We start from the raw sequence: 13,423 nt of genomic DNA on the forward strand, positions 1-13,423 counted from the left end.
CCTTACACTGCCGCCATGAAAACCATTCCCCACCAGCAAATCACTGAGCCTGCTGTCACCTGCTCGACCTGCGCAGCCTGCTGCTGTCAGCTCGAAGTGATGCTGATCACCGACACCGGCGTGCCTGATCGTTTTATCGATACCGATGAGTGGGGTGGTGAAGTGATGCTGCGTCTGGACGACGGCTGGTGCGCGGCGCTGGATCGCGACACGATGATGTGCACGATCTATGAGAAACGTCCGCTGATTTGCCGCGAATTCGAAATGGGCGCTCCGGAGTGCATCGAAGAGCGCCAGGGCATCGCCACCGCCTACCGCTGATCCCCCCGGTTTTGTAGGAGCAGAGCTTGCTCGCGAAGGCGTGGTGTCAGTCGATGAACGTTTTGACTGGGGCACCGCTTTCGCGAGCAAGCTCGGCTCCTACAAGGGCGGGTTACAGCGGCATGGTGTAGTACAGCGCGTAACTTTCTACGCCGTCGTTACTGCCCGCTGATCCCCTCGGGCTTGTAGGAGCAGAGCTTGCTCGCGAAGGCGTGGTGTCAGTCGATGAACGTTTTGACTGGGTCACCGCTTTCGCGAGCAAGCTTGGCTCCTACAAGGCCGGGGTTACAGCGGCATGGTGTAGTGCAGCGCGTAACGTTCTACGCCATCGTTACTGCCCGCTGATCCCCTCGGTTTTGTAGGAGCAGAGCTTGCTCGCGAAGGCGTGGTGTCAGTCGATGAATGTTTTGACTGAGTCACCGCTTTCGCGAGCAAGCTCGGCTCCTACAACGGCGGGTTACAGCGGCATGGTGTAGTGCAGCGCGTAACTTTCTACGCCGTCGTTACTGCTGGCCAGGCCGGCGTTGGAATAGTGCGTCGCACGGATCCCGACTTCATGCCCGCCGTTGAAACGCAGACCAAAACCGAGGCGATCTTCGAACTGGAAAGAGCCGCCGATGTTGTTGGATTCGTACTTGGTATTGGAGAACGCCGCCACGCCAATCCCCGCTTCCACATACGGCTTGACCGACTGGCCGGCAAATTCATAAACGAATACCGGCGAGAACGACAGGCTGTTGTTGCTGGAAGTCTTGTCACCTTCCCAGTAGGTGTAGGCACCGCTCCAGTAACCGGTCAGGCGACCGACGTCACTCTGCAGCCAGCTTTTGTCCCAGTCGAAATTCATCCCAAGACGATAAGTCATGGTTGAATCGCTTGTCGCGCCAACGGCGAATTCAACGCCGGCAGCTTGTGCAGTAATACTTTGCCCCATTAGTGCGGCCGCAATCGCGGCCAAGCAGAATAGTCGCTTCACTTTGAAACTTCCTTTTCCGGAACGATCGTTTGGTTTTTAAGGTGATTCAACGCTATAGAAATCTGCGCTCGAACAGAAGTTCAGCCGATTCCCATGTTTCTTTCACATTATTTTTACAAATCGAAGGGTTTTACGCTGCCAGACGAATGCCATAGAACAGGAAGGACATTTCTGAAATGACCCGGATCGGCGCTGGTCCAGAACTTTGCCGCTTGACTTGGCCCCTCGGCGAGCAGATTGCGCTCGGCCAACAAGCGCTGAAGCTGTCGCGCGACGGCGGCGCCGGTATCGATCAGGCTGATGTCTTCGGGGATCATCGACTTGAGCATCGGCTTGAGGAAGGGATAGTGGGTGCAGCCCAGTATGATCGTGTCGCAGCCGTTGGCCAGCAACGGATCAACGTAGCTCTGCAACAGCGCACGCAATTGCGGGCTGTGCAGATCGCCGCTCTCGATCAGCTCGACCAGGCCTGGACACGGCTGAGTGATCACGCGTACATCGGTGGCAAAGCGATCAAGCAAGGCGGCGAACTTGGCACTCTGCAACGTGCCGGTGGTGGCGAGCACGCCCACCACACCGCTGCGGGTGGCTGCCGCCGCCGGTTTAACCGCTGGCTCCATACCGACAATCGGCCAATCGGGAAAGTCGCAACGCAGATCGGCAACGCCGGCCACGGTGGCGGTATTGCAGGCGAGCACCAACGCCTTGGCGCCCTGCTCGCGGAAAAAACCGGCCATCACGCTACAGCGCTGGCGGATGAATTGCGGGGTCTTTTCGCCGTAGGGAACATGCCCGCAATCGGCGACGTACAACAACGACTCGTTGGGCAACAGTCGCTGGATTTCCGCCAGTACCGACAAGCCGCCGACACCGGAATCGAACACGCCGATCGGCGCTTCACGCATGGCGCGAGCCACAGACGCTGCAACCCGGATCACGCTTGACGCGCAGCTCCCGGAAGCGCGAACCAAGGGCATCGATCAACAGCAGCCGCCCCACCAGCGGCTCACCGAAGCCGACCAGCACTTTCAACGCCTCCAGCGCCTGCAGACTGCCGACCAGACCGACCAGAGGCCCGACCACGCCCGCCTCGCTGCAGGTCAGCTCGGCTTCGCTGCCGTGCCCGTACAAACAGTGGTAGCACGGGCTCTCGTCGCGGCGCGGGTCGAACACCGACAGTTGCCCTTCAAGGCGAATCGCCGCGCCGCTGACCAGCGGTTTGCGCGCGGCCACACACGCCGCGTTGACCGCTTCGCGGGTGGAAAAATTGTCGGAACAGTCGAGCACCAGATCCACCGCGGTCACGGCAGCGGCGAGAGAGTCCTCGTCCAGCGCCTGACGATGAGCAATCAGTTGAATCTCGGGATTGATCGCGCCCAGGCGCTTGAGCGCCGAATCGACCTTGCTCATGCCAACGCTGTCGGTGTCGTGAATGATCTGACGTTGCAGGTTGGTCAGGTCGACCGTGTCGAAATCCGCCAGATGCAATTCGCCGACACCCGCGGCGGCCAGATACAAAGCTACTGGCGCGCCGAGACCGCCGAGACCGACGATGAGGACGCGACTGTCCTTGAGCTTCAACTGGCCATCGATGTCGATGTGTTGCAGGAGAATCTGCCGGCTGTAGCGCAGCAATTCCTGATCATTCAGCACGGCAGGCGTCCCAGACTGATGCGTTGATGACCGCCCAGATCGGTGCGGCTGTGGACTTCTTCGAAGCCACGAGTCAGTAGCAGATCGCGTACGGCTTCGGCTTGATCATAGCCATGTTCGAGCATCAGCCAGCCACCGGCCTCCAGATGATCCGGGGCTTGGGCGACGATCAAGCGCAGATCGTCGAGCCCGTCTTCACCGGCGACCAATGCGCTGGCCGGTTCGAAGCGCACATCGCCTTCAACCAGGTGCGGATCTGCGGCGGCGATGTACGGCGGGTTGCTGATGATCAACTGAAAACGCTGACCCGCCAGCGAGCTGAACCAATGGCTGCTCAGCACCGTGGCGTTGTTCAAATGCAGACGCTGACGGTTACGTTCAGCGAGTGCTACAGCTTCCAGCACGCGATCCACGGCAGTGACATTCCACGCCGGACGCTCGCTGGCCAAGGCCAGGGCAATCGCGCCGCTGCCAGTACCGAGGTCGAGGACTGTGGCCGGCGTCGCGGGCAGCAATTCCAGCGCCGCTTCCACCAGCAGTTCGGTATCGGGACGCGGGATCAGCGTATGCGGCGCCACTTCCAGATCCAGTTTCCAGAAACCCTGCTGGCCGAGGATGTACGCCACAGGCTCACCGCCACGACGACGTTGCAGGTACTCGGCAAAGGTCAACGCTGCTTCACTCGGCACGATGCGCTCGGGCCAGGTGTGCAGAAAGCTGCGCGATTTGCCCAGCGCCGCGGCGAGGAGCAATTCGGCGTCCAGACGCGCAGTGGGCGAATCCGGGAGTTCGGCGGCACGCAACAGGCTGGCAATGATGGTCATTTATTCACCTATCGCAGCGAGTTGGTCGGCCTGGTACTCGGCCAGCAAAGGCTCGATCACCGCTTCAACGCCACCGGCGAGAATTTCATCAAGGGAGTACAGGGTCAGGTTGACGCGGTGGTCGGTGACCCGGCCCTGAGCAAAGTTGTAGGTACGAATGCGCTCGGAACGGTCGCCGGAACCGACCAGCAATTTACGCTCGCTGGCAATCGCATTGGCTGCCGCAGCGGTTTGCTGATCGTTGAGTTTGGCCGACAGCCAAGCCATCGCGCGGGCACGGTTCTTGTGCTGAGAACGTTCTTCCTGACACTCGACGACGGTGCCGGTCGGTATGTGCGTGATGCGGATCGCCGAGTCAGTGGTGTTGACGTGCTGACCACCGGCCCCGGAGGAGCGGAACGTGTCGACGCGCAAGTCCGCCGGGTTGATCTCGATGGCTTCGCGCTCATCCGGCTCGGGCAACACGGCCACAGTGCAGGCCGAGGTGTGGATACGGCCCTGGGATTCAGTGGCGGGTACACGCTGTACGCGGTGCGCGCCGGATTCGAATTTCAGCTTGCCGTAAACGTTGTCGCCTTCAATGCGGGCGATGACTTCTTTATAGCCACCGTGTTCGCCCTCGTTCTCCGAGAGAATTTCCACACGCCAGCCCCGCCGCTCGGCGTAACGCGAGTACATGCGGAACAGGTCGCCGGAGAAGATCGCCGCCTCGTCGCCACCGGTGCCGGCGCGAATTTCGAGGAAGACGTTGCGGCCGTCATTGGGATCCTTGGGCAGCAACATGCGTTGCAGATCGGCTTCCAGGGTCACCAGCAGTTCTTTGGCTTCGCGGACTTCTTCCACGGCCATTTCACGCATGTCCGGGTCGCTGTCCTTGAGCAGCGCCTGCGCGCCTTCAAGATCGCTTTGTACGCTGAGCAGCTTTTGATAGGCGTGTACGACGGGCTCGAGTTCGGCGTATTCCTTGGAATACGCGCGGAACCTGGTCTGATCGGCAATGATTTCGCCGTCGCCGAGCAGCGCGGTCAGTTCCTCGAAACGATCCTGGAGAGTGTCCAGCTTATTGTGCAGTGACGCTTTCATTGCGGTTTTTTATCCGAAAAGCTATCCGGTGAGCCCTCGAGGGCAAAGAGTTCCTGGGCCATGGCCAGCGCATCGAGGCGGCCTTCGGCAGAAAGCTTTTTCAATTGCACGCTGGGCGCATGCAACAGTTTATTGGTCAGGCCACGAGCGAGTTGCCCGAGCACATCTTCGGCGTTGCCGCCATTGGCCAGCAGGCGCAGGGCCTTTTGCAACTCTTCGTCGCGCAGGCGTTCGCTCTGTTGACGATAGGCCTTGAGCACATCGACCGCCGCCAGTTCGCGCAGACGCACCATAAAATCGTCGGCGCCAATCGAGACCATCTCTTCGGCCGCTTGCGCTGCGCCCTGACGGCTCTTGAGGTTTTCGGCGACCACTTCGTGGAGATCGTCGACGCTATAGAGGTAAACGTCGTCCAGTTCGCCGACTTCCGGCTCGATATCCCGCGGCACGGCGATGTCGACCATGAATATCGGCTTGTGCTTGCGCAGCTTCAATGCGCTTTCCACCGCGCCCTTACCGAGGATCGGCAACTGACTGGCGGTCGAGCTGATGACGATATCGCTGCGCACCAGTTCTGCCGGGATGTCCGACAACAACACCGCGTGGGCACCGAATTGCTCCGCCAACAGGCTGGCGCGCTCCAGCGTCCGGTTGGCGACGACGATGCGTTTGACCCCCAGTTCGTGCAGATGGCGGGCGACCAGGGTGATGGTCTCGCCGGCGCCGATCAGCAACGCCTGGCTGCGTTGCAGGTCACTGAAAATCTGCTTGGCCAGGCTGACCGCCGCAAATGCCACGGACACCGGGTTTTCACCGATGGCGGTGTCGGTGCGCACTTGCTTCGCGGCGTTGAACGTCGCTTGAAACAGTCGCCCGAGCAACGGCCCGATGGTGCCGGCCTCGCGGGCCACGGCGTAGGCCGATTTCATCTGACCGAGAATCTGCGGTTCGCCCAGCACCAGCGAGTCGAGCCCGGAGGCGACACGCATCATGTGACGAACTGCCGCATCATCTTCGTGCACATAAGCACTCGCGCGCAGCTCATCGAGGCTTAAATGGTGATAGTCGGCCAGCCAGCGCAGCACGATATCGGCAGAAAGCTGATCCTGCTCTATATAAAGCTCACTGCGATTGCAGGTGGAGAGGATCGCAGCTTCGCGGCTGTCGGTCAGTCGGCAGAGCTGCTGCAAGGCCTCCACCAGCTGCTCAGGGGTAAAGGCCACGCGCTCGCGGACGTCTACTGAAGCAGTCTTGTGGTTGATACCGAGTGCAAGGAAGGCCATTCAAGGTCGCTGATGGTGACGTGAAGCCGGCAATTGTCCTACTTCGTCAGATTCAGAACAACTATTGGATCTCTATCGGACCAATTGTATCCATCTTATGCTGCGATCCATTCTCGTTCATGTACACACCAACCCATGCAGGAGCTGCCGCAGGCTGCGATCTTTTGATCTTGCTGTTGAAAAAACCAGAATCAAAAGATCGCAGCCTGCGGCAGCCCCTCCATGGGATCAGCGTAAATTGCCTGAGCGGTTATGTTTGGCCCAAAGCTTGTGTCATGATGATCCGACCGCAGGTTAGTCGTCCTCTTCCTATATGAATAGATCCTCCGCGTTGCTCCTCGCTTTTGTCTTCCTCAGCGGCTGCCAGGCCTTGGCACCCGTGTCGCCGGACGGTACGCCGCCGGTCGAAGACACCACGCCCGCGCCTGAAAAACCCAAGGTTTACAGCTCGTTCAGCGAAGAAACCGTTTTCAGTCTGTTGAGCGCCGAACTCGCCGGCCAGCGCAATCGCTTCGACATTGCCTTGGATAACTACGTGACCCAGGCCATCAACACCCAGGATCCGGGTGTTTCCGAGCGTGCGTTCCGTATTGCCGAATATCTGGGCGCCGATCAACCGGCCCTCGATACCGCGCTGATCTGGGCGAAAAACGCCCCGGACGATCTCGAAGCGCAACGCGCCGCCGCCGTGCAACTGGCACGCGCCGGGCGTTACGACGACTCGATGGTCTATATGGAGAAAGTCCTGCAAGGCAAGGGCGACACCCATTTCGACTTCCTCGCGCTGTCAGCGGCCGACACCGATCAGGAAACCCGTAACGGTCTGATGAAAAGCTTCGACCGTTTGTTGCAGCGTCATCCGAACAACAGCCAGCTGATTTTCGGCAAGGCCCTGCTGTTGCAGCAGGACGGCGACAATCGTGCGGCACTGACCCTGCTCGAAGACCATCCACCGGAAGAAGGCGAAATAGCGCCGATTCTGCTGCGCGCCCGCCTGCTTCAGTTGATGAATCGCGGCGGCGAAGCGCTGCCGCTGCTGCAAAAAAGCATCAAGAAATACCCGGACGACAAACGCCTGCGTCTGACTTACGCACGCATGCTGGTCGAACAGGACCGAATGGACGACGCCAAGGCCGAGTTCTCCAGCCTCGTTCAGCAATACCCGGAAGACGACGAACTGCGTTACTCGCTGGCGCTGGTGTGCCTGGAAGCCAAGGCCTGGGACGAGGCCAAAGGCTATCTGGAAGACTTGATCGCCCGCGAAAGCCACGTTGACTCCGCGCACTTGAACCTGGGTCGCATTGCCGAAGAGCGCAACGACCCGCAAGGCGCGCTCATCGAATATGCGCAGGTTGGCCCGGGCAACGACTATCTGCCGGCACAATTGCGTCAGGCCGATATTCTGATGAACAACGGCAAGACCGCTGAAGCGCAAAGCAAACTGGCGGCCCAGCGTGACGAAGAACCGGATTACGCCATTCAGTTGTATCTGATCGAATCGGAAACCCTGTCGGCCAATAAACAGGACGACAAAGCCTGGAAAGTCTTGCAACAGGCATTGCTGCAATACCCGGACGACCTGAACTTGCTGTACACCCGGGCCATGCTCGCGGAAAAACGCAATGACCTGGCACAGATGGAAAAAGACCTGCGCCTGATCATCAAGCGCGACCCGGACAACGCCATGGCGCTGAACGCTTTGGGCTACACCCTGTCTGACCGGACGACACGCTACGCTGAGGCCAAAGCGCTGATCGAGCAGGCACACCAGATCAATCCGGAAGACCCGGCGGTCCTCGACAGCCTTGGCTGGGTGAATTACCGCATGGGCAATCTGGATGACGCCGAGAAATACCTGCGCCAGGCGCTGGAGCGTTTCCCGGATCACGAAGTCGCCGCGCACCTCGGCGAAGTGTTGTGGGCCAAGGGCAACCAGCGTGAAGCCAAACAAATCTGGGGCAAATTCCTCAAGGATCAGCCCGACAGCACCATTCTGCGCAGCACCATCAAGCGCCTGACCGGATCCGAGACTCTTTAACTCATGTTTTTGCGCCACGTTATTGTTTTCAGCTTCATCGCCCTGCTCGCCGGTTGCGCGGGTTTCGGCGCTCGCGAATCGGTCGAAGGCCACGGCAGTCCGGCTCAATGGGCCGCGAACAAACAACAGCTGACCGGCCTCGACGGCTGGCAGATCGACGGCAAGATCGGCATCCGCGCACCGAAAGATTCCGGCAGCGGCACGTTGTTCTGGCTGCAGCGCCAGGACTATTACGACATCCGCCTGTCCGGCCCATTGGGTCGTGGCGCTGCACGCTTGACCGGACGTCCGGGCAAAGTATCGCTGGAAGTCGCCAATCAGGGCCGCTACGAATCGCAATCTCCAGAAGACCTGCTGCAAGAGCAGCTTGGCTGGAAACTGCCGGTGTCAAATCTGGCCTGGTGGGTACGTGGTCTGCCAGCTCCGGGCAGCAAAAGTCGTCTGAATCTGGACGCCGACAGCCGTCTGGCCGACCTTGAACAGGATGGCTGGAAAGTCGAATACACCGCCTACACCGAACAAAACGGCTACTGGTTGCCCGAGCGCATCAAACTGCACGGCACCGACCTCGACGTGACGCTGGTGATTAAGACCTGGCAACCGCGCAAGTTGGGGCAATAACGCATGACCGCTGCACGCCTGACCCTGCCATCGCCAGCAAAGCTCAACCTGATGCTGCACATTCTCGGTCGCCGTGAAGACGGTTATCACGAGTTGCAGACGCTGTTTCAGTTTGTCGATTACGGCGACGAAATCACGTTTGCCGTGCGTGATGACGGCGTGATTCAGCTGCACACCGAATTTGAAGGCGTGCCGCATGACAGCAACCTGATCGTGCGTGCAGCGAAAATGCTGCAAGAACAATCCGGCTGCGCACTCGGTATCGACATCTGGATTGATAAAGTGCTGCCCATGGGTGGCGGCATTGGTGGCGGCAGCTCGAACGCGGCGACTACTTTGCTCGGTCTGAATCATTTGTGGCAACTGGGCTGGGATGAAGATCGCCTGGCCGCGCTGGGTCTTTCGCTGGGTGCTGACGTTCCGGTTTTCGTCCGCGGTCATGCGGCTTTTGCCGAAGGCGTGGGCGAGAAACTCACCCCGGTCGATCCCGAAGAACCGTGGTATCTGGTGCTCGTACCGCAAGTCTCTGTAAGTACGGCAGAAATTTTTTCAGATCCATTGTTGACACGTAACACGCCGCCCATTAAAGTGCGCCCCGTTCCCGAGGGAAACAGTCGAAATGACTGCTTGCCGGTGGTTGCAAGGCGTTATCCAGAAGTACGTAACGCGTTGGATTTGTTAGGTAAATTTACCGAAGCAAAGCTCACCGGAACTGGAAGTTGTGTGTTTGGGGGCTTCCCAAGCAAAGCTGAAGCTGATAAAGTCTCGGCCCTTCTGACAGAGACCCTTACAGGGTTTGTAGCGAAAGGAAGCAACGTTTCGATGTTGCATCGCAAGCTGCAAAGTCTGCTCTAAAGGAACCAAGTGCTCGGCACTTGATGCAACAGATACAGGGGCGTCGCCAAGCGGTAAGGCAGCAGGTTTTGATCCTGCCATGCGTTGGTTCGAATCCAGCCGCCCCTGCCATTTTCTATACTCATCCAGGTTACCCTCAGCCTCTAGGTACTGCGCGTGTCCAAGATGATGGTCTTTACGGGGAACGCTAACCCCGATCTGGCTCGGCGTGTTGTACGTCAGCTGCATATCCCTCTCGGTGACATCTCTGTCGGCAAGTTTTCCGACGGCGAAATTACTGCAGAGATCAATGAAAACGTTCGCGGTAAAGACGTTTTCATTATTCAGCCGACTTGCGCTCCGACCAACGATAACCTGATGGAACTGGTAGTGATGGCTGATGCCTTCCGCCGCTCCTCGGCTACTCGTATCACTGCTGTTATTCCTTATTTTGGTTATGCCCGTCAGGATCGCCGTCCGCGTTCCGCACGTGTGGCTATCAGCGCGAAAGTCGTCGCTGACATGCTTACCGTAGTCGGCATCGACCGTGTTCTCACGGTTGATCTGCATGCTGACCAGATTCAGGGTTTCTTCGATATTCCGGTAGATAACATCTACGGCTCCCCGGTATTGGTGGATGACATTGAAGATCAGCGCTTCGAAAACCTGATGATTGTGTCCCCGGACATTGGTGGCGTCGTGCGTGCACGTGCTGTTGCCAAGTCGCTGGGCGTGGATCTCGGGATCATCGACAAACGCCGTGAGAAAGCCAATCACTCTGAAGTGATGCATATCATCGGTGATGTCGAAGGGCGTACCTGCATTCTGGTCGATGACATGGTCGATACCGCCGGCACTCTGTGCCACGCGGCAAAGGCCCTGAAAGAGCATGGCGCAGCCAAGGTCTTTGCCTACTGCACACACCCTGTGCTGTCGGGTCGGGCCATCGAGAATATCGAAAATTCCGTGCTGGACGAGCTGGTGGTGACTAACACCATCCCGCTGTCCGCTGCAGCACAAGCCTGTGCACGTATCCGTCAACTGGATATCGCACCGGTTGTTGCCGAAGCGGTTCGCCGCATCAGCAATGAAGAATCGATCAGTGCGATGTTCCGTTAAGGGCCCTGCCCTTCTCGAAATGTCTCGTTGACGAAAAGCGCCCCGCCCCGGCATTCCTGTCGGGGCGGGGCTTTTTTGCCCATACCGCGTTCGGCGCTGGTCGCAAACGCCACTCGGTCATGGCTATTTTGGAGATACAAAATGAACGATTTTACTCTGAATGCTGAAGTGCGTTCCGACCTGGGGAAAGGTGCGAGCCGCCGCCTGCGTCGTCTCGCCGCTCTGGTTCCAGCTGTTGTTTACGGTGGCGAAAAAGCCCCTGAATCCATCAGCATGCTGGCCAAAGAAGTTGCCAAACTGCTCGAAAACGATGCTGCCTACAGCCACGTTATCGAACTGAACGTTGGCGGCAAAAAGCAGAACGTCATCATCAAAGCTCTGCAACGTCACCCGTCCAAGGGTCACGTTCTGCACGCTGACTTCGTACGCGTTGTAGCTGGTCAGAAACTGACCGCTATCGTGCCTGTGCACTTTGTTGGTGAAGAAGCTCCGATCAAGAAAGGCGGCGAGATCTCGCACGTCCTGAACGAAATCGAAGTAACTTGCCTGCCGAAAGATCTGCCTGAGTTCATCGAAGTCGACCTGTCGGCTCTGGAAATCGGCGCAATCGTCCACCTGTCCGACCTCAAAGCCCCTAAAGGCGTTGAGTTCGTTGCACTGGCTCACGGTGACGACAAAGCTGTTGCAAACGTACACGCTCCACGCGTAGCTCCAGAAGCTGAAGAAGGCGCAGCAGAGTAATTCACTCTGCCAAGCCGGAGTGAGCAAGTAACATCGCGGACTGGAACGTAGCGAGAAAGCGGGCGAGAACGCGGAGTTTACATCCATGGTAAATGAGCATTTTTCGTCCACTTTCGCCGCTTCTCCTGATTGCGGCGATGTTATCCACCACTCCAAGGAAGGGCCCCTATCGTGACTGCCATCAAACTGATCGTTGGCCTGGGAAATCCAGGCGCCGAATACGACCAGACCCGGCATAACGCAGGGGCCCTTTTTGTTGAGCGCATCGCCCACGCACAGAATGTGAATCTTGTGGCCGATCGCAAATATTTCGGCCTGACCGGGCGCTATTCGCATCAGGGTCAGGATGTTCGTCTGCTGATTCCCACCACCTACATGAACCGCAGCGGCCAGGCCGTGGCGGCACTCGCCGGTTTCTTCCGCATCAAGCCTGAAGAAATTCTGGTGGCACACGACGAACTCGATCTGCCTCCGGGCGTCGCCAAGCTCAAGCAGGGTGGCGGCCATGGCGGTCACAACGGGTTGCGCGACATCATTGCGCAACTGGGTAATCAGAATACGTTCTACCGTCTGCGGCTTGGCATTGGCCACCCGGGCGTCGCCAGTATGGTTTCAAATTTCGTCCTGGGTCGTGCGCCACGCGCCGAACAGGAAAAACTCGATGCCAGCATCGACTTTGCCCTCGGCGTGCTGCCGGATATCCTCGCCGGTGAATGGAACCGCGCGATGAAAAACCTGCACAGCCAGAAGGCCTGACTCTTATCCGAGGGGAAACACCATGGGATTCAATTGCGGCATCGTCGGCCTGCCTAACGTCGGCAAGTCCACCCTGTTCAACGCCCTGACCAAATCCGGTATCGCGGCCGAGAACTTCCCCTTCTGCACGATCGAGCCGAACAGCGGTATCGTGCCGATGCCGGATCCGCGTCTGGAAGCCTTGGCGGCCATCGTCAATCCGAAGCGCATCCTGCCGACCACCATGGAATTCGTCGACATCGCAGGCCTCGTTGCCGGCGCCTCGAAAGGTGAAGGCCTGGGCAACAAGTTCCTCGCCAACATCCGCGAAACCGACGCGATCGCCCACGTCGTGCGCTGCTTCGAAGACGAAAACGTGATCCACGTTTCCAACAGCGTCGACCCGAAGCGCGACATCGAAATCATCGACCTGGAACTGATCTTCGCCGACCTCGACAGCTGCGAGAAGCAACTGCAGAAAGTTGCGCGTAACGCCAAGGGCGGTGACAAGGATGCAGTCGTTCAAAAAGCACTGCTGGAGCAACTGATCGCGCACTTCACCGAAGCCAAGCCGGCGCGCAGCCTGATGAAGAACATGAGCGCTGACGAAAAGGCAGTGATCAAGGGCTTCCACCTGCTGACCACCAAACCGGTCATGTACATTGCCAACGTCGCTGAAGACGGTTTCGAGAACAACCCGCACCTGGACGTGGTTCGCGCCATCGCCGAAGAAGAAGGCGCCATGGTCGTTCCAGTCTGCAACAAGATCGAAGCGGAAATCGCCGAGCTTGATGACGGCGAAGAGAAAGACATGTTCCTCGAGGCCTTGGGCCTGGAAGAGCCTGGCCTGAACCGCGTAATCCGCGCTGGCTACGAAATGCTGCACCTGCAGACCTACTTCACCGCCGGTGTCGAAGAAGTCCGCGCCTGGACCGTCAAAGTCGGTGCGACCGCACCACAAGCTGCTGGCGTGATCCACACCGACTTCGAGAAAGGCTTCATCCGCGCCGAAGTGATCGCCTACAACGACTTCATCCAGTACAAGGGCGAAGCCGGCACCAAAGAAGCCGGTAAATGGCGCCTGGAAGGCAAGGACTACATCGTCAAAGACGGTGACGTGATGCACTTCCGCTTCAACGTGTAAAAGCAGCATCCAAGGAAAAGCCGCGTTTGATACGCGGCTTTTTTGTGCCTG

General features: G+C 58.6%; 14 protein-coding genes and 1 tRNA gene. 9 read left to right on the top strand and 6 right to left on the bottom strand.

Annotation, left to right across the window (positions count from 1 at the left end):
- Positions 1–15: 15 nt before the first annotated feature.
- Positions 16–321 carry a YkgJ family cysteine cluster protein gene (locus JFT81_RS18835; protein WP_187678048.1) on the top strand — a complete coding sequence of 102 codons (306 nt, stop codon included), beginning with the start codon at positions 16–18 and terminating at the stop codon, positions 319–321.
- Positions 322–778: 457 nt separating this feature from the next.
- On the opposite strand, the gene JFT81_RS18840 is transcribed toward JFT81_RS18835, so the two are convergent.
- The 6 genes from JFT81_RS18840 to hemA all read right to left on the bottom strand — a co-directional run bounded on the left by JFT81_RS18840 (position 779) and on the right by hemA (position 6,140).
- Positions 779–1,297 (bottom strand): acyloxyacyl hydrolase, encoded by a 519-nt coding sequence (locus JFT81_RS18840; protein ID WP_201228474.1) that lies wholly within the window; start codon positions 1,295–1,297, stop codon positions 779–781.
- Positions 1,298–1,410: 113 nt separating this feature from the next.
- Positions 1,411–2,202, bottom strand: coding sequence for a glutamate racemase (gene murI / locus JFT81_RS18845; RefSeq protein WP_201228475.1), 792 nt, complete (start codon positions 2,200–2,202; stop codon positions 1,411–1,413).
- Positions 2,195–2,950 carry a molybdopterin-synthase adenylyltransferase MoeB gene (locus tag JFT81_RS18850; protein ID WP_201228476.1) on the bottom strand — a complete coding sequence of 252 codons (756 nt, stop codon included), beginning with the start codon at positions 2,948–2,950 and terminating at the stop codon, positions 2,195–2,197. The genes murI and JFT81_RS18850 overlap by 8 nt, the downstream gene beginning before the upstream one ends.
- Entirely contained in the window at positions 2,944–3,774 is an 831-nt protein-coding gene (gene prmC / locus JFT81_RS18855; protein WP_201228477.1) for a peptide chain release factor N(5)-glutamine methyltransferase, read from the bottom strand. Before prmC ends, JFT81_RS18850 begins: the two co-directional genes overlap by 7 nt.
- Positions 3,775–4,857: a peptide chain release factor 1 gene (prfA, locus tag JFT81_RS18860; protein WP_201228478.1), complete on the bottom strand. Its 1,083-nt coding sequence runs from the start codon at positions 4,855–4,857 to the stop codon at positions 3,775–3,777.
- Positions 4,854–6,140 (bottom strand): glutamyl-tRNA reductase, encoded by a 1,287-nt coding sequence (hemA, locus tag JFT81_RS18865; protein ID WP_201228479.1) that lies wholly within the window; start codon positions 6,138–6,140, stop codon positions 4,854–4,856. Before hemA ends, prfA begins: the two co-directional genes overlap by 4 nt.
- Before the next feature lie 313 nt (positions 6,141–6,453).
- Here hemA and JFT81_RS18870 point away from each other — a divergent pair, with 313 nt between their 5' ends.
- The 8 genes from JFT81_RS18870 (at position 6,454) to ychF (ending at position 13,372) form a co-directional block, all read left to right on the top strand.
- Positions 6,454–8,178 (top strand): tetratricopeptide repeat protein, encoded by a 1,725-nt coding sequence (locus JFT81_RS18870; RefSeq protein WP_201228480.1) that lies wholly within the window; start codon positions 6,454–6,456, stop codon positions 8,176–8,178.
- Between the two features lie 3 nt (positions 8,179–8,181).
- The gene (gene lolB, locus JFT81_RS18875) at positions 8,182–8,799 is read left to right on the top strand and encodes a lipoprotein insertase outer membrane protein LolB (protein WP_201228481.1); all 618 of its coding nucleotides are present in this window, start codon (positions 8,182–8,184) and stop codon (positions 8,797–8,799) included.
- A 3-nt stretch (positions 8,800–8,802) separates the two neighbouring features.
- Positions 8,803–9,654 carry a 4-(cytidine 5'-diphospho)-2-C-methyl-D-erythritol kinase gene (gene ispE / locus JFT81_RS18880; protein WP_201228482.1) on the top strand — a complete coding sequence of 284 codons (852 nt, stop codon included), beginning with the start codon at positions 8,803–8,805 and terminating at the stop codon, positions 9,652–9,654.
- Between the two features lie 36 nt (positions 9,655–9,690).
- Positions 9,691–9,765, top strand: a tRNA-Gln gene (locus JFT81_RS18885).
- Positions 9,766–9,810: 45 nt separating this feature from the next.
- A complete protein-coding gene (locus tag JFT81_RS18890; RefSeq protein WP_003171603.1) occupies positions 9,811–10,752 on the top strand; it encodes a ribose-phosphate pyrophosphokinase in 942 nt (313 codons plus the stop codon).
- A gap of 141 nt (positions 10,753–10,893) precedes the next feature.
- Entirely contained in the window at positions 10,894–11,493 is a 600-nt protein-coding gene (locus JFT81_RS18895) for a 50S ribosomal protein L25/general stress protein Ctc (protein ID WP_064387646.1), read from the top strand.
- Between the two features lie 171 nt (positions 11,494–11,664).
- The gene (gene pth, locus JFT81_RS18900; protein ID WP_008079560.1) at positions 11,665–12,249 is read left to right on the top strand and encodes an aminoacyl-tRNA hydrolase; all 585 of its coding nucleotides are present in this window, start codon (positions 11,665–11,667) and stop codon (positions 12,247–12,249) included.
- 22 nt (positions 12,250–12,271) lie between these two features.
- Positions 12,272–13,372: a redox-regulated ATPase YchF gene (ychF, locus tag JFT81_RS18905; protein WP_007912904.1), complete on the top strand. Its 1,101-nt coding sequence runs from the start codon at positions 12,272–12,274 to the stop codon at positions 13,370–13,372.
- Positions 13,373–13,423: the final 51 nt, after the last annotated feature.

It is taken from the genome of Pseudomonas sp. TH43, assembly GCF_016650635.1.
In the GTDB taxonomy this organism is placed as follows: domain Bacteria; phylum Pseudomonadota; class Gammaproteobacteria; order Pseudomonadales; family Pseudomonadaceae; genus Aquipseudomonas.